Genomic DNA, 15,312 nt, shown 5'->3' with positions numbered 1-15,312 from the left:
CATGTAATACACATTTTCTAGGTGTCATCAGCCTTACGCAGTTATAGGGAACACCATCCCTCTCACGTTTAATACTAACACTTTGAAAAACTTTTTAAAGATATATGTTTTTTTGTTGTTATTTTCATTAATTTTGAAAACACAATTCATATTAAATGCAATAAAAAACAGAAGACTTCTTTAAAAGAAATCCTCTGCCTCATGATTTATTTATCGTAAATTATTCTTAAAAATCTTCAAATTCATCTGTTGGTGTCGTGTTTTGTGGTTTGCGAACTAACATCATGATGCCTGCAATAACACCCAAAATTCCTGGTATAGCCCATAGAAGAGTTAAAAGAAAAAATGGAATGACAGAAAACACCAAAATGGATACGCCGTAAGCAATAGTGTGTGTATTTTTCTTTAATAAAAACGATAGAACAATCAGCACAATCGACATGATAACAGCAATTATTGCAAGTGTCTGCATGCTTCCACCTAAGACATTCATCGCTGCCGTCGCATCGACTGATGAAGCTTCCTTAGACATTTCTGCTTCAATTTGGCTGGCAAAATCCGGATTATTCATTATAGATGAGAAGACTTTCCCACCTGCAAACATTAATCCGCTACTGATTAATCCAAAGATTCCCGCTAATAATGTTAGGATAAATTCTGTTTTTCTTACATTTTTCATAATTATTCTCCTCTCTGATTTTTGTTCTGTTCGTGATATGCCTGTAGCACATTAATAGTTATTACACTAGTACCAGTAAATAAATCACCAACATGTTGTTTTTTTGGAGTAAACGCTGCTGGTAAATATCCAATTAACAGTACGCCTGTTTGTAAAATATAGCGACAGATTGTTTCCCTAATAAATACTGTCTGCCAACTAAGTTTGTCCTCTTCCAAACTGACTACACGAATACCGAAAATCATTTTACCGATTGTTTGTCCATGGTTTAATTTAGTTAACAATGTAAAATAACCTAGATAAATAACCATTGCTAAAGCTCCATATAAAGTAATAATCGATTTATCTTTCTCTAAACCCAGAATATTATAAACTAAGCCTAAAGTAGCACTAGTTACTATGTTAATAATAATAATATCCACTATAAAAGCAAATAACCTAATCCAAAAACCTGCATAAAAATAATCCGGAAAGCTGTTTGTTTTTGGTAGTTGGTGATTGTCAATGGGTGTCATCTCTATTTGTTCATACATCTTAATAACCTCCATAATAGTACATTGGTTTTGGTGATTCAGATGTGCCTAATTTCTCAATGATTGTCGTCATACGCTCTATTTGCGATGGTTTTAGTCCTTGCCACTCGGCTAATTTAGAGCCTAGCCAAGTAGATGCAAAACCAGTTGAACTAGTATGATAAGAGATAACGGTTGCCCCTTTCAAATTTTTATCTTTTTTTAGTGCATTCAATGTATCTTCTGGATAACCAATAGCATCAATTAATCCATTATCAAGTGCCTGTCCGCCATCATAAATCCGACCATCTGCAATCTTCTTAACTTTTTCGATATCCATTTTTCGACCTTCTGATACAACATTAACAAAACGTTCATATGCACTCATAACAAATGCCTGTATAACTTCCTGATCCTCTTTAGTCGGTTTACGATTTGGTGACATCATATCTTTTAATGCACCGCTCTTGTATGTTGTATCTTCAACGCCAATTTTTTTCAAAAGATCTGCATAGTTTAATCCTGACATAATGACACCGATTGAACCTGTAGTAGTTTCTTCGGAAGCAAAAATTTTGTCAGAATTTGCTGAAATATAATAACCGCCACTAGCAGCCATACTACCAAATGAAGTATAAATCGGTATTTTAGATTTTTTTATCTTATTCAATTCATGAGCAATCTCTGCACTCTCGTACACACCACCACCAGGTGAATTGACTTCCAATAGAATACCTTTAATTGAGTCATCTTCTTGGATTTGCTTTAACTGCTGCATAAATTCTTGATGATTATAAGTTCCTTGACTAAACATGTTGCTTCCACCGGTATCTTGGATAATCCCTTCAACAGATAACTTAGCAATTTTCTTAGAACTTGATCCTTGTTCAATCACTTCTTCTTCTAATTCATCCGAACCATACAGTAATTTATTTAATCCTGTCAGTGTTTTTTGAGATGTTTCTTCTTTTTGTTGTGTCAACATTGATGAAATACCTGATGTAATAACAGATAATATTAATAGTCCAATGGCGATACCAATTGCTATCCATCTTCTTTTATTCATAACTTCCTCCTTTTTTTATACATCTTATCATTCAACTTAATAAAAACTTAATGTATATAAAAAGTAAATCATTTACTAGCGTCATAGTCAATTATAATCATCAAGAATTAATCAACTAATAAAAAAACAACTAATTAATACGTTACAACATGTAAAAACTCATTTAATATACTTTAATTTTTTAGTTTGCTCTCTAACTACCCACCATATGACTAGGAGAAACGTTATAATTATAATTTATCAGTTTGATTATATTAGGTATTTAAAGAGTAGACATAGATAGCGTCCCCCAAACGTATTTACCAGTCTTTAAACAATTAACTTTTTTAAACATTATTTTACCTAATATACTGAAGCACCCGTAACAGCACCTTCCTCCGCTTAGGATTCATGCTGTTACGGGTGTTTTTAGTTCATTCCAGATAATTTCTCTAACTTTAAGTTATTTTCGATATTATAACCAACTTTTGTTTTAGTTAATACCTGGAGATGGCAGAGTTTTTTCATCAAACGTAATGTTTGCCGGTAGCTCAATCCGATTGAATAAGCCGTATCGATCAATGAATGATCAAATGACAGACCAGAACGCTCGCGCAAAATATAGCTGCACAATCTTTGCTGTCCAGTATAAAGTGATTGTAACTCAGCATTTTCTGAACTTCTAATTAAATTTTTTGCCACTCGAGAACCCAAAATGCGGACAAATGCTGTATTTACTAACAATTCCTTTTCAAGTCGATTAAAAGGAACTTCAATCATCTCGATATCAGTCATCGCAATCACAGTTGCTGACGTAACAGTTTGTTCAGTCAATAGTTCGACATCTCCAATTAAACTTTTCGATTCATAATAGCATAGTGTTAAACGTTTACCGTCCGGAGAATGCAAACAGATTTTGGCTTTTCCTGAAACAATAATCCCTAGACTCCGAATTGTTTCTCCTTCAAAATAAATCACGCTGCCTTTTTGATAATAGTTAAGTCGACAAGCTTCTTTCGGCAATTCTGTTAATGAGTAACTTGCCAATATATCTAATTGTTTTGATGAAAATCCACTCTTATCCATAATTACTCCTGTCTCTAATTAATTACTTTTATTATACAGTGACATCTGTCATATACAAACCAACAGAGTCTTGATAAGCTGACAAAAAGGGGGATTGTCATGTATCAACTATTAGTAATTCTATCAGGTGTTATTCTATCTTTAATGATTTCAATAAACGGCAGCCTTTCATCTATATACGGCATTTATCTGGCGGCCATTATTATTCACATTGTCGGAACTATTTTCGCGTCGCTGATTCGATTGTTTTCCGGCAACCGGACACCGCTATTCAAGATCCAACCACGATGGGTCTATACAGGAGGTTTAATCGGTGTATTCACAACCATTTTTCTTAATTTTTCGTTTGGAAAAATCAGCATGACCAGTATCATTGCACTTGGCCTACTTGGACAAACGGCCACTTCTTTAATAATTGATACATGTGGTCTTTTCGGGATGAAAAAACACCCACTCAATCGTTCAGCAATTATCGGATTAGTCTTCTCGCTTTTTGGGATGTTCATTATGTTAGACGCATCTGTTGTATCAGGAATAGTTGCTGTGGTTCTTTCTTTCTTATCTGGCATATCTATTGTTATTTCACGAACCATTAATGCTAAATTATCAGAATCAATCGGGTCATTAAATGGATCTCTCGTCAATCATATCGTCGGACTAGGCGCCAGTATTGCTATTGCTATAGTAACAATACCTCAATCAGTCTTATCACTCAATCTAGCTGCGAATCAATCGCTATGGGTCTATCTAGGAGGAATGATGGGTGTAATTGTCGTTATGCTAGCTAACATAACCGTTCTTAAAGTTTCTAACTTCAATATTACAATTTTAACATTTATCGGACAACTTTTAACAGGCGTTATCATTGATGTAATGACGGGAAACTCATTCTTAGATCGCTCTTTTATCGGCGGACTCATCATTTCATGTGGTGTTTTAATTACTTTAGTCATGGATCACCTTGCCACCCGCAAGTCAAAAGATATCCAAACAATCGATAGCTGACAATAGGCTGTCGGTTGTTTAGTTAAAAAATAACGCCAGCCAATTTTCCTTAGTCAATTGATAAAAATAATTAGCGATTTCTTTCTCATCGAAGAGCACATCAAAAGATTCTTCCAAAAACCATTCTCCGACTAATTGCTGCTCTAGTTCCTTAACCGGTAATATTCCAAAAAAATCACCATAAAACTTAATTGTTTCTATTCTACCTTGCGCAACTTTTAAGCGACAATCAATAATACCTGTCGCCGGAAATCGTTGACGACACTGCATATCAAAAATAGGTGTTTCGCCAAAAATCCAATCATTGGCAGCATACTTGGCCTTCACCAACTCGTTAATTGCTACTTTATCAGCCAATGTCAAACTTAAACGCTTCGTCTCGATTTCTTTTAAATCAGCAACTTGAAACAATCGGCAAATCAACTCATCACGAAATTCTTCTGTTGATAATTTTTGATACTTTTCAGCTAAGTAAGGCTTAATGTTTGTTACCTGTTTACGAACAGATTGCGACGCCTTCGATTTTATTTTCTCTGGCGATACCGTCAAAATTTTATCCAACTGCTGCAGATTAACATCATACATTAAAGTCCCATGTGAATACGTACTGCCTTTTTTGGTATACATCGCATTACCGGAAAACTTTTTTCCTTCAATATACATGTCATTACGGCCACCTATTTCTGCTAAAACTCCCATATCATTTAAAGCAGCCGCAATAGGCTCGATAACACTCTGATAATCGCCAAAAACACTGGCCCCCTTGGGCATCACATAACTAAAACTGAGATTGCCTAAATCATCATAAACAGCTCCACCTCCTGAAATCCGGCGTGTCAATACAATATTATGTTGTTGTAGATAGGCTAGATTGACTTCCTCGTAAGCATTTTGATTACGACCGATAATGACACAAGGCTCTTGAATATACAGCAGCAATAGTGGTTCACTCCTCGCACACTGACCTAGTAAATATTCCTCTGTTGCTAAATTTTCCCGTATGTCACGAGAGGGCATCACAAAATACTGCATTCGCTACTCCTCTTTCTCTTAGAATTTTCTTAAGTGTACTGTATCTTTTTGAAATAATCGATTGATTTGACTCTCTTGGTATCTAATAAATAATTACCTGCTCGTTTAATTACCAACGTGTTAAAAATAGAAAAAAAACAGATTGACCATATTAACAAACGGTCAGCCTGTTTTATTTAAACTCTAAATTGATTTTGACAGGATGATGATCTGTATACTTAAAATCAGTATTTATGACTTCTGTCTTTGATACGGATAAATTATCTGATACAACAAAACCATCAACCACATAGACTTGTGACGTCTCATATGACCCAGTATAAGGTGCATTCAATACCCTCACAGTTGGATAATTATCCGCAAAAGCAAATCGAAACGAACTAGGCAAGTCTGAATGATTGATATGTCCAGGCTTCCAACCCTTTTTATACTGTTTTGGGAACACTCGACTACCCTCAAAAATTTGATTAAAATCTCCGCCTGCAATAACATAGTTTCCTTTGTCGTATTCTTTTTCCAATGTATCAGCCAACATTTTACTTTGTGCTATTTTACCTGCTCCGTTATCATATGCATCTAAATGCAGATTGAACACCACAAGCTCCTTACTGCTGCCTTCAATCGGTATACGGGTTTCCAAAAGAGCTCGTTTCAAATTACTGGTGCTGACCGGCCACTTAAATGATGTCGGCATAGCTAAGCGCTTGGCCTCAGCTATTTGGTAATTAGTCATAGTCATCACACCACTCTCCACTCGACCAATTGGAGGTAACGGAAAAGGAACGTAGGCAACTTTAAAATTATAAGCAAATACACTGCTTTTTCCTAATTCTTTTTGAAAATATTTTTCCTGATTATACATATATGATCGTTTTGATAAATGATCCACTTCTTGCATTAATACAATATCTGTTTGATGCTGCTTTAAGGTCTTGGCAATCCCTGATAAATTGGTTATCACCATCTTCTTACTTTCCGGTTGAACAGTTTTACCGCCATCCATAAAAAAAGTTTCCGTTGATCCTAATCCCCCATAACCAATATTATAAGTTAACAATGAGATAGAATGACCTAATTGCAGTTTTTGAGAATTATTCGGTACTGGTAGAGATTCAATCGATGCTGGGCGATATTCTGTGAGAGTGACAAATCCGACAACACCAACTGCTGCTAAGACTATCAAACCAATAAAAGAACCTAAAATCTTAAGATATTTTTTCATAATTAACTCTTTTCTATGATTTATCTGTTCATTATATACTAAATGTCGTTCAGGATAAATAACTGCTTTCCTGCGTTGTTTAATTTAACTCAGCAAAAAAAAGATATCTACAAGAGATATCCTATTAAGTATAAACATATAAAACAATTTAATAATCAATTATTTAATTGTTTAGCTGTCATATAAATAGCAACCTCACAAAATTAGATTTTCTTGTCTAACCTTTAGAAATTGCTACAATTTTATTGCTTTTTAGATTCTCAATTAATAGCCGCTTGTTACTGAATCTGCTGAGATACCTTTGATGATCTTCACACCATCACTAGCACCGATTCGTGATGCTCCTGCTGCAATCATTGCCTCAGCATCTTCTTTAGTACGAACTCCACCTGATGCTTTAACTAAAGCTCTATCGCCAACAGTCTGCTTCATTATTGTCACATCTTCAATTGTTGCTCCCCCAGTAGAGAATCCTGTGGATGTTTTAACAAAATCGGCACCGCCTTCCACAACTAACTCACTAGCCTTAATGATTTCTTCTTTAGTTAGTAACGCCGTTTCAATAATTACTTTGACAAGTGTACCTTGTGCTGCTGTAACAACCGATTTAATATCCGCAAGGACAACATCATATTGACCAGCTTTCATAGCACCAATATTCATAACCATATCAACTTCATCTGCACCATCTTCAATCGCTTGTTTCGCTTCTAAAGCTTTAAGTTTTGAAGAATTAGCTCCTAAAGGAAATCCGATCACTGTACAAATCTTCACATCACTATCGCTCATTTGGGACTTTGCATAAGGTATCCATACTGGATTAATGCAAACAGACCAAAATCCATATTCTTTTGCTTCATTAATTAATGTTAAAATTTCTTCTTGAGTTGCATCAGCCTTTAATTTCGTGTGATCAATCATTTTCGCCATATCTACCATTGTTAACGCTCCCTTTTTATTAATAACTATATTATAAAAGAAAACAGAACAAATGTAAAATTAAAAATGAAATTATTTTCAAAAATTAGGATCTTATTAATTGCAAGTTGCTAAGTGTTGCGCGGTCCAATAATCAGTGATTAAAGTATTAGTATAACCACCAAGCAAAGCCCCATGTATAGCAGCCAACTTATGCGCCCCACCAGCTGCCAGAATCGACAAACGTTTTTTGGCTAAAGCATTTAACTCGATACCAACTGTCCGTTCGTTTACTGACATATCCGCAATTTTTCCAGAAGCAGTATAAAATCGCGAACAAATATCGCCAACTGCTGCTTTCTGAAGTCCATTTTTTTCAGCTTCAGATAAATAGCCCAGTTGAAACAAAAGAGCCTCATCTCGAACAGTTCCTACTGTATACAAGGCCACAGTAGCTGCTTGCTGCAATGCTAAAATATGTTGAATATGTCTATCTTGTTCTACGATTCTCTTTGTTTCATAATTATCAAAAATAACGGGAAGTGGTAAAGAAATCCCGATAGTATGATAAGCTTCAGAAAATAGTGTTAAGGCTTCATAAGCGAATGTCGTTGCTTGAGAATGTGTGACACTTCCTTTTAATTGAACAACTTGTATCCCATTTCTATCAGAATCTTTCATTCTTTTAGCTATTTCATAAATAGTCATGCCCCAACCAATTCCTAAAATGTCATCCGATTGGATCTGTTCACTTAAGAATCGGCTGGCTGCATGACTAATCTGTTCAACAATTAATTGATAATTTTCACTAGGGGTCTGTGCAACAATAACATGCCGTAACTTATACTTATCTTTTATGGTTTGCGCTAATTTTTCAGTATCATTCACAGGATCTGTAATTGTAATTTTTACAAATCCATTATCTTTGGCATATTTCAATAATCTCGAAATAGTTGGGCGCGAAATATTTAGTTCTTTAGCTATCTGTTGCTGACTATATTCTAATTGATAATACAAACGGGCAACTTGGATACTCAATTGATTTTTATTCATGTTATCACCTCTTTTAATTAATATTATTTTACCATGATAAAATCTCACATAAACTATTTTATTTACTGTACTTTTTTATTCACTTATAGTATGTCGAGAACTAAATAGATTTTTTTGTTAACTACACTCTTTATTTATATTAATAACAGATAGGATAAGAAATTCCTGAGAGCGAAAATGACTCAATCAATAGCCTATCAGTAAAAAAATTCCTCTTTGAGAGCTACAAAAACATATATATAAATCGTCTATCATTCTTTACTTCTAAACAAGAGTATTAAAACTTCGCACTTCTCTTTATAATAACGCTTACATTTGATATAATTTAGTTATCTTTTATCAATCATATTTTGAAAGGTGCTGATCCCTTTGAAAGAAATTATTCGACAAAATATAGCATATATCTATAACGGTCTATATATTATAGAAATATTCTTACTGGGCATACCCTTATTTTTCTATCCAAGTTTTTTTATCAAATTATTAAGCGGAACAATAATGTTTTTATCTACTATTTGGCTTTACCAGACAACCAAACGTATTTTCTATTTTGAAGATACATTAAATTATTATTCTGAAACTTATCATTTAACCCCAGTTAGTTTAGCGCTGATTACAGGATACGACATAACTGATTTTACTTATAATAATCAATTGCAAAAAAACTGCACGATGTTCACCAAAATGCCATTTAAATTATCAGTATATGACGATATTCTCAATAGTCTAGAAACAAAATTTGGTAAAATTCCATCTTAGCTAAAATAAGAGAGAGTCTCTCAAAGACTCTCTCAAAACACTTGGGAAGGGGATCCAACATCTAATTATAAAGATGTATGGCATACATTTTTATAACAAGCGAAGTTGAAAAAGATATACACATATCTTATAACAATATGATATATCTAAGATTTTAGAATGTCAAACAATTATTATTATACCGTGTTTTTTCATATATTTACCATTATTAATTTAGTATAAGACATATTTAAAAACAGACCTTAAAAAAACAAAAATATAAAAAAGAGCAGCTTTAAAGCTACTCCATTATCTATCCCATGATATTGTCATTATCCATAACATTTTCAATAGTACAAGCATAGTTATCAATACTTGTATGATACTCTTCTAAAGAATGAGTATTATCTTCAATATTATCTAACTTTTCACTAACTTCTTCTAATTTGGTTAACATCATTTCTAAAACTTCTACAATTTGATTATCTTGTGTATTCATTTTAATATTCTCCCTTTTCAATTTAACCAGTAATCACTTATAACAACTTTACGTTATTGATTTATTTATTTTTGAACGACTACAGCTTCTCGTTTTACCGGTTTAGCTCGGTAAAACAATGCATATAATACAGCACAAACAATCGGAACAATTCCTGCCACTATATAAATACCTTTAAATGATAAGACTTCATGTAATTCTCCTAAAACATAAGGACCAACACCTAAACCTAAATCTAAACCAATGAAATATGTTGATAAAGCAACACCGATACGTTTGCTTTCACATGATTTCAAACAAACTGCCTGACCATTTGACATGAATGTTCCATAACCTAGACCAATAAATGCACCTGCCAATAATAATTCCCAAGCTGAATTTGTAAAACTTAATAGGAACAAACCAAGTGTTAAAAAGACATAGCTTGGATACATGACATAATTTTCACCCTTAACATCGAAAAGACGACCAGCAGAAGGACGTGTTGCTGTTACAACTAAAGCATATACAACAAAGAAATATGAACTTACTTTTACTAAATTAATTTCTTGAGCATATGTTGACAGAAATGATAACACACTAGAATATGATAAGCCCATTAAGAAACCGATAAATGAAATAAAACCAACTTTTTTTTCGATAAAGCTATCAAATGTCCAACGTTGTAATTGTGCTCGATGTTCCGCTGTTAATGTAATATTCTTCACTGGGAAGGCAAAACAAGCAACGGTGACTAAAGCAATTAAAACGATTGACACCATAGTAATTGTATAAAAACTTGTTGAATTTAATAAAAGCATTCCAATAAATGGTCCTATCGCAGCTGCTAAACTTGTGCTTAAACCATAGTAATTGATACCTTCACCATGTTTTGATGAGGGAATGTAAGCTGTAACGATTGCATTAGTTGCTGTCGACACTGTCCCATAGGCAAAACCATTTAACAAACGCACACCATACAGAACAGCAATGCTAGGCATATATAAGTAAGCCATCGTCGTAACTAAATAAAAAATTGCTCCGTAACGTAACACCGCTTTACGTCCAGCGAGTTCCAACCATTTTCCCATAAACAAACGAGCCAACAATGTACCGATAATATAAATACCGGAAGCCAAACCAGCTTGACTAGTTGTCGCACCTAATTGATCTTTGGCAATCACTGCAATAATAACCATTAATAAGTAATACACTAAATACACAACAAAATTAATTAATGTAATGCTGATAAATCCTTTATTGAACAATTTATCGACTGAGGGTTCTTTCATTCTTTCTTTTCTTCCTTTCAAAATTAACCTAACTAAATCCTTTTTATTTCACAAACAATCCAGTAAATAACTCCTTTTTTGCCTAAACCACCTTTTTTCTGAAAATTTTCGTTAATGAAACTATATACTATTTTTAATAAAAAAAAATTTAATTTGTTAATAAAAAACCATACAAACAAATTAAAATAATATTGTTTATTAACAAATGTCATTGATTTTTGAAGGAATGTCTTATTTAATAGAATTAGGTTGATTAGTATTTCCATATTGTTATGAAAGTAAATGAAAAAGATAAAGAGGGATAAAATGGATCATTCGATTCTCCAAACATATTTAGATCAGCACTCGTTTCCAGTTATTGTGAAAAAAAAGAAAAGTTACTTAACCTATGAAGGATTAAGAGACTGTCATGCTTATGTTTTAAAAGATGGAATTATAAAAACTAGCATCATCTCGCATGATGGTCGTGAATTCAATTTACGCTATATCAATAGTTTAGAAATTGTCTCTTTATTACGTGATGAATACTCACAATTTACTGATGCTCCCTTCAATATTCGAATCGAGTCTGAAACAGCTGAACTTTATAAAATCGATCGCGTTAAATTTTGGCAAGATATTAACGAAGACGATGGTTTGCAAATGTATGTCAAGGATTATTATCGAGTTGGTCTATTAAATTCTATTAAAAAGATGCAACAAATGCTGATGAATGGAAAATTCGGCGCTGTTTGCACACAAATTTATGAATTATATGAATTATTCGGAATTCCATTTGAAGATGGGCATTTGATTGATTTTGTCATTACTAATGAAGAAATCGCTCATTTCTGCGGAATTACTTCTGCCAGCAGCGTCAATCGTATGTTGCAGCAGTTAAAAGATAATCATTTTATTGAGATTTATGATCGAAAAATATTCATTCGAGATTTAGAAGGTATCAAAGATAATATAATCATGTAAAAAAAAGCTGCCTCGTTAATCGAGACAGCTTTTTTAAAATCGTTTGATTCGTCTAATTGCTAAAACCAATAGCACTATTAAGATAACAGAAATAATAACTAGAACAATCCAATCGTAGTGAAATCCAAACGTGGGTAAATCAATATTCATGCCATAAAAACCAGTAATTACAGTCGGAATTGCCAATGCTAATGACCAGATTGTCAACAAACCCATTGTATCATTCAGGTTATTGTTCATAATGCTATCAAAAATTTGTGCCGTTTTATCCACTACTTCTGATTCTAACTGAACCATATGCATTAATTGATCAGCTTCTATTAAAACATCTTCTAGGCGTTCTTTTTCAATGCTATTTAGAGCCTGACCATTTGCAGATCGTAGCAAGTCTTTAACCGCGTCCACATTACTTTTAGCAGCACTGCTAAAATAAACTAGTGTTTGCTGTAGATAAGATAGCTCCAACAGGTTTTTGTTAGTCATTTCTTTAGGTAGCAATTCGTCTAGTTTATGTCGTTCTTTGATTAAATAACTGACATTCTTCATGAAAAGCTCAAACAAATCGGATAAACTTGCTAATAAAAATGTATTGACCGTCATATTTTCTTCTTTCCAGTCACTCATATCTGCAAATTTTTGAGATACGTCTGCCGAACCACCTGAATGAAAAGTTAGAATACGATTACCTCGGATTAAGAAGCTGACAGGACGTGTGGTATATCTTAAATTAGCATCCAACTTAATTGGCATATGAATGATAAGTAAGCGAAATCCAGTTAACTCATCATCATCATAACTACTCTGCTCATAGATATCTGTGACATAATTAATAATTTCTAAAGGAATTTGGTACATACCTTGCAAGATCCTTTTTTCTTTATTATCTAATTGACACGTCTCCAACCACTTGAAATTTTCATTCATATTATGTTCTGCTAACATAATTTCAACCCACTTTCTATTGTTGCAGACTTAAAATTCCGGTACAATAGCTCCGTCCATATTAAAATATTGGTTTGTTTCTCCAACTCGAGCCCAATAATCAAGAATTGCTGCAATACATAGACAAATTTCGGTATATTCTTCATCAACCACTGTAATCTTATATGATTCTTTATTTTTAAAACTTACCTTATCAATTGACATGACTTGATGATTTAAATAATACACACGATATTGTCCTCTTTGATTACCTAAAATAACCCATTTTAATTTTTTAACGACATAGACATCCTTTGGGTAGCTGATTAATCGACTTAATTTACCAACGATATGGTGCTTTTTAATTAAATCAAATTGCTGATTTAATGCATAACTGCGCTGTCTTGCGCTGGCTAAAAGGTCTCCATTTAAGTTATAAACACTTAGAGAATCGCCTTTTATGCCCCATCTTCCAACTAGTAAATAGGTTACACTACCTTCAGTATCCTTAATGACTGTCCTAACGTTTGCTGACATCAATGCTTGCTGTATATAAAAAATTTGCATATTATCATCTTCCTTCGCGTAATCAGCACGTTTTTCAAAATATTTTGACTATTTATAGGTTTTCTTCAATAGCACGTGTGATAGCTTTACCAACACCATCATTCACATTGGTCTCTGCTAAATATTTAGCTGTATCTTTGACTATCTGTTCACCATTTCCCATAGCGAAGCTGACACCGGCTTCTTCTAACATTGACAAATCATTGTAGTTATCTCCGATTGCTAAAACATCATCCATCAAAATACCCAACATGTCAGCCACATGTTTCACAGCATAACCTTTGCGTGCATCACGATGATTGACTTCCAGATTATTAGAAAATGATGATGTCACATAAATATTTTTATTGTGATGAAGTTCTTCAGCAACAGGACCTAATTTGACCTGTCCTTTATCTGAAAAAGTTATAATCTTTAACACTTCAACATCAGAACGCTTGAGTAGTTCATCATACGACTCCACATATGTGACTTTTAACGTTTCTAAATGTGCTGATGCCATAGCAATTGCCATTTTAAAAGTAATGTGGGGTATATTTTCAGCCACCAGCGATGCAATATTTTCTAAACGAGCTTCACGGCTATCTGCATAGACCCCATCTGTCGTCATTAATTCAAAATAAAGATTATTTTTTTTCAAGATAGTAATAACTTCTTGAACAATGTCAAATGTTAATCCTACTGTAAATAATAAATTTCCTTCTTTATCAAAAGCTTGCGCTCCATTTCCAGTTATCATACCGCACTTAATCCCGGCTTCTTCTAAGGACGGACGAGCTTCTGTGTGGTCTCGACCCGTAGCAACCATAAATTCAATACCCTGCTCTTGTGCTGCCAAAATAGCCTGTTTGTTCCCCTCAGAAATTGATAAATTAGATGATAGTAAAGTACCATCCATATCAGATGCAATTAACTTAATCATAATGTTCCCCCTAAAAGTATGGTTGCTTCTATCATATCATCTTTTAAAAACACTTACACGTTTTATCACTGTAGATAAAACTTTCACAAGTTATGTTATACTATGACTTAACATTGAGGAGGTCTGCTTTATGACACTAACTTTACCAAATGATTGGCATGCTATTTTGCTACAAAATTGCCCCATTGATGATATGCTAGAACATATGACACTTTTTCTATCTTCGGAACAAGAACACTATACAATTTACCCCGAACAAAATTTAATTTTTAATGCGTTAGCCCTAACTTCGTACAAAGCCGTCCAGGTTGTCATTTTAGGACAAGATCCTTATCATGGGCCCAATCAAGCTGAAGGATTAAGCTTTTCCGTACAGCAGGGAGTTAAAATCCCACCTTCACTACGTAATATTTACAAAGAACTAGCTGATGACCTATCTATCCCACCAGCCAATACTGGGTGTCTGGAACCATGGGCTAAACAGGGTGTCCTATTATTAAATACCGTACTGACTGTCAGAAAAGGGGCAGCTAATTCTCATCAGCATAAAGGATGGGAGAAGATAACAGATTGTATTATCTCATCATTAAATCAACGTGAAGATCCGATTATTTTTGTTTTATGGGGGAAACCTGCCCAAAAAAAAGCAGCTATGATTGATCAAACACGACATTTTATTTTAGAAGCTCCACATCCCAGTCCCTTATCAGCCTATCGCGGATTTTTCGGATCCAGACCCTTTTCTAAAATAAATTCTTTGTTAAAACAGCAACATAAAAAAACGATTGTTTGGAAACTTTCTGAAACTGTAATATAACATCTGAAAATCTGTTTTACTTTATCCATTTTTTTATTTTTATAGTCTGATTTATACACATT

General features: G+C 33.7%; 17 protein-coding genes and 1 riboswitch. Of the genes, 4 read left to right on the top strand and 13 right to left on the bottom strand.

The window, feature by feature from the left end; translation table 11 throughout:
* Positions 1 to 11: 11 nt before the first annotated feature.
* A riboswitch (Fluoride riboswitch) is annotated at positions 12 to 70 on the bottom strand.
* Positions 71 to 226: 156 nt separating this feature from the next.
* The 4 genes from CBF37_RS03475 to CBF37_RS03460 all read right to left on the bottom strand — a co-directional run bounded on the left by CBF37_RS03475 (position 227) and on the right by CBF37_RS03460 (position 3,322).
* Positions 227 to 679, bottom strand: a complete 453-nt coding sequence (locus CBF37_RS03475; protein ID WP_125983331.1) for a DUF4064 domain-containing protein — start codon at positions 677 to 679, stop codon at positions 227 to 229.
* A 2-nt stretch (positions 680 to 681) separates the two neighbouring features.
* Positions 682 to 1,212 (bottom strand): RDD family protein, encoded by a 531-nt coding sequence (locus tag CBF37_RS03470; protein ID WP_240626653.1) that lies wholly within the window; start codon positions 1,210 to 1,212, stop codon positions 682 to 684.
* Between the two features lies 1 nt (position 1,213).
* The gene (gene sppA, locus CBF37_RS03465) at positions 1,214 to 2,257 is read right to left on the bottom strand and encodes a signal peptide peptidase SppA (protein ID WP_125983330.1); all 1,044 of its coding nucleotides are present in this window, start codon (positions 2,255 to 2,257) and stop codon (positions 1,214 to 1,216) included.
* A gap of 408 nt (positions 2,258 to 2,665) precedes the next feature.
* On the bottom strand, positions 2,666 to 3,322 hold the full coding sequence (locus CBF37_RS03460) for a Crp/Fnr family transcriptional regulator (protein ID WP_125983329.1): 657 nt from the start codon (positions 3,320 to 3,322) through the stop codon (positions 2,666 to 2,668).
* A gap of 99 nt (positions 3,323 to 3,421) precedes the next feature.
* Here CBF37_RS03460 and CBF37_RS03455 point away from each other — a divergent pair, with 99 nt between their 5' ends.
* On the top strand, positions 3,422 to 4,327 hold the full coding sequence (locus CBF37_RS03455; RefSeq protein WP_125983328.1) for a DMT family transporter: 906 nt from the start codon (positions 3,422 to 3,424) through the stop codon (positions 4,325 to 4,327).
* Positions 4,328 to 4,345: 18 nt separating this feature from the next.
* On the opposite strand, the gene CBF37_RS03450 is transcribed toward CBF37_RS03455, so the two are convergent.
* From CBF37_RS03450 to CBF37_RS03435, 4 genes are all read right to left on the bottom strand, one after another.
* Positions 4,346 to 5,359 carry a lipoate--protein ligase gene (locus tag CBF37_RS03450; protein ID WP_125983327.1) on the bottom strand — a complete coding sequence of 338 codons (1,014 nt, stop codon included), beginning with the start codon at positions 5,357 to 5,359 and terminating at the stop codon, positions 4,346 to 4,348.
* 172 nt (positions 5,360 to 5,531) lie between these two features.
* A complete protein-coding gene (locus tag CBF37_RS03445; RefSeq protein ID WP_125983326.1) occupies positions 5,532 to 6,581 on the bottom strand; it encodes an endonuclease/exonuclease/phosphatase family protein in 1,050 nt (349 codons plus the stop codon).
* Positions 6,582 to 6,845: 264 nt separating this feature from the next.
* The gene (gene deoC / locus CBF37_RS03440; RefSeq protein WP_125983325.1) at positions 6,846 to 7,520 is read right to left on the bottom strand and encodes a deoxyribose-phosphate aldolase; all 675 of its coding nucleotides are present in this window, start codon (positions 7,518 to 7,520) and stop codon (positions 6,846 to 6,848) included.
* A 96-nt stretch (positions 7,521 to 7,616) separates the two neighbouring features.
* Complete coding sequence (locus CBF37_RS03435) at positions 7,617 to 8,552, bottom strand: sugar-binding transcriptional regulator (RefSeq protein WP_125983324.1); 936 nt, start codon at positions 8,550 to 8,552, stop codon at positions 7,617 to 7,619.
* 498 nt (positions 8,553 to 9,050) lie between these two features.
* On the opposite strand from CBF37_RS03435, the gene CBF37_RS03430 reads away from it, so the two are divergent.
* Positions 9,051 to 9,311 (top strand): hypothetical protein, encoded by a 261-nt coding sequence (locus tag CBF37_RS03430; RefSeq protein ID WP_125983323.1) that lies wholly within the window; start codon positions 9,051 to 9,053, stop codon positions 9,309 to 9,311.
* Between the two features lie 292 nt (positions 9,312 to 9,603).
* On the opposite strand, the gene CBF37_RS03425 is transcribed toward CBF37_RS03430, so the two are convergent.
* Both CBF37_RS03425 and CBF37_RS03420 read right to left on the bottom strand, forming a co-directional pair.
* Positions 9,604 to 9,789: a hypothetical protein gene (locus CBF37_RS03425; RefSeq protein WP_125983322.1), complete on the bottom strand. Its 186-nt coding sequence runs from the start codon at positions 9,787 to 9,789 to the stop codon at positions 9,604 to 9,606.
* A gap of 65 nt (positions 9,790 to 9,854) precedes the next feature.
* Positions 9,855 to 11,060 carry an MFS transporter gene (locus CBF37_RS03420; protein WP_125983321.1) on the bottom strand — a complete coding sequence of 402 codons (1,206 nt, stop codon included), beginning with the start codon at positions 11,058 to 11,060 and terminating at the stop codon, positions 9,855 to 9,857.
* 306 nt (positions 11,061 to 11,366) lie between these two features.
* Here CBF37_RS03420 and CBF37_RS03415 point away from each other — a divergent pair, with 306 nt between their 5' ends.
* Positions 11,367 to 12,023: a Crp/Fnr family transcriptional regulator gene (locus CBF37_RS03415; protein WP_125983320.1), complete on the top strand. Its 657-nt coding sequence runs from the start codon at positions 11,367 to 11,369 to the stop codon at positions 12,021 to 12,023.
* Positions 12,024 to 12,056: 33 nt separating this feature from the next.
* Here CBF37_RS03415 and CBF37_RS03410 read toward each other — a convergent pair whose 3' ends face one another.
* Genes CBF37_RS03410 through CBF37_RS03400 form a run of 3 tightly spaced genes read right to left on the bottom strand, consistent with a single transcriptional unit; the run spans position 12,057 to position 14,433 of the window.
* On the bottom strand, positions 12,057 to 12,965 hold the full coding sequence (locus tag CBF37_RS03410; protein WP_125983319.1) for a magnesium transporter CorA family protein: 909 nt from the start codon (positions 12,963 to 12,965) through the stop codon (positions 12,057 to 12,059).
* A gap of 30 nt (positions 12,966 to 12,995) precedes the next feature.
* The gene (locus CBF37_RS03405; protein ID WP_125983318.1) at positions 12,996 to 13,511 is read right to left on the bottom strand and encodes an LURP-one-related/scramblase family protein; all 516 of its coding nucleotides are present in this window, start codon (positions 13,509 to 13,511) and stop codon (positions 12,996 to 12,998) included.
* A gap of 52 nt (positions 13,512 to 13,563) precedes the next feature.
* Complete coding sequence (locus CBF37_RS03400) at positions 13,564 to 14,433, bottom strand: Cof-type HAD-IIB family hydrolase (RefSeq protein WP_125983317.1); 870 nt, start codon at positions 14,431 to 14,433, stop codon at positions 13,564 to 13,566.
* A 130-nt stretch (positions 14,434 to 14,563) separates the two neighbouring features.
* Between CBF37_RS03400 and CBF37_RS03395 the strand changes: the two genes are divergently transcribed.
* The gene (locus CBF37_RS03395) at positions 14,564 to 15,250 is read left to right on the top strand and encodes a uracil-DNA glycosylase (RefSeq protein WP_125983316.1); all 687 of its coding nucleotides are present in this window, start codon (positions 14,564 to 14,566) and stop codon (positions 15,248 to 15,250) included.
* Positions 15,251 to 15,312 lie beyond the last annotated feature (62 nt).

Source organism: Vagococcus vulneris (assembly GCF_003950515.1).
Taxonomy (GTDB): Bacteria; Bacillota; Bacilli; order Lactobacillales; family Vagococcaceae; genus Vagococcus; species Vagococcus vulneris.
The sequence above is the reverse complement of the archived record's forward strand: the minus strand, read 5'-3'. Positions and strand labels throughout refer to the sequence as shown.

What these genes read in the sequence shown, in the direction of transcription:
- CBF37_RS03425 (WP_125983322.1), bottom strand. Translation starts at nt 9,789, where the DNA reads ATGAATACACAAGATAATCAAATTGTAGAAGTTTTAGAAATGATGTTA.
- CBF37_RS03445 (WP_125983326.1), bottom strand. Translation starts at nt 6,581, where the DNA reads ATGAAAAAATATCTTAAGATTTTAGGTTCTTTTATTGGTTTGATAGTC.
- CBF37_RS03400 (WP_125983317.1), bottom strand. Translation starts at nt 14,433, where the DNA reads ATGATTAAGTTAATTGCATCTGATATGGATGGTACTTTACTATCATCT.
- CBF37_RS03450 (WP_125983327.1), bottom strand. Translation starts at nt 5,359, where the DNA reads ATGCAGTATTTTGTGATGCCCTCTCGTGACATACGGGAAAATTTAGCA.
- CBF37_RS03405 (WP_125983318.1), bottom strand. Translation starts at nt 13,511, where the DNA reads ATGCAAATTTTTTATATACAGCAAGCATTGATGTCAGCAAACGTTAGG.
- CBF37_RS03455 (WP_125983328.1), top strand. Translation starts at nt 3,422, where the DNA reads ATGTATCAACTATTAGTAATTCTATCAGGTGTTATTCTATCTTTAATG.
- CBF37_RS03415 (WP_125983320.1), top strand. Translation starts at nt 11,367, where the DNA reads ATGGATCATTCGATTCTCCAAACATATTTAGATCAGCACTCGTTTCCA.
- CBF37_RS03420 (WP_125983321.1), bottom strand. Translation starts at nt 11,060, where the DNA reads ATGAAAGAACCCTCAGTCGATAAATTGTTCAATAAAGGATTTATCAGC.
- CBF37_RS03395 (WP_125983316.1), top strand. Translation starts at nt 14,564, where the DNA reads ATGACACTAACTTTACCAAATGATTGGCATGCTATTTTGCTACAAAAT.
- CBF37_RS03475 (WP_125983331.1), bottom strand. Translation starts at nt 679, where the DNA reads ATGAAAAATGTAAGAAAAACAGAATTTATCCTAACATTATTAGCGGGA.
- CBF37_RS03470 (WP_240626653.1), bottom strand. Translation starts at nt 1,212, where the DNA reads ATGTATGAACAAATAGAGATGACACCCATTGACAATCACCAACTACCA.
- CBF37_RS03430 (WP_125983323.1), top strand. Translation starts at nt 9,051, where the DNA reads ATGTTTTTATCTACTATTTGGCTTTACCAGACAACCAAACGTATTTTC.
- CBF37_RS03435 (WP_125983324.1), bottom strand. Translation starts at nt 8,552, where the DNA reads ATGAATAAAAATCAATTGAGTATCCAAGTTGCCCGTTTGTATTATCAA.
- CBF37_RS03460 (WP_125983329.1), bottom strand. Translation starts at nt 3,322, where the DNA reads ATGGATAAGAGTGGATTTTCATCAAAACAATTAGATATATTGGCAAGT.
- sppA (WP_125983330.1), bottom strand. Translation starts at nt 2,257, where the DNA reads ATGAATAAAAGAAGATGGATAGCAATTGGTATCGCCATTGGACTATTA.
- deoC (WP_125983325.1), bottom strand. Translation starts at nt 7,520, where the DNA reads ATGGTAGATATGGCGAAAATGATTGATCACACGAAATTAAAGGCTGAT.
- CBF37_RS03410 (WP_125983319.1), bottom strand. Translation starts at nt 12,965, where the DNA reads ATGTTAGCAGAACATAATATGAATGAAAATTTCAAGTGGTTGGAGACG.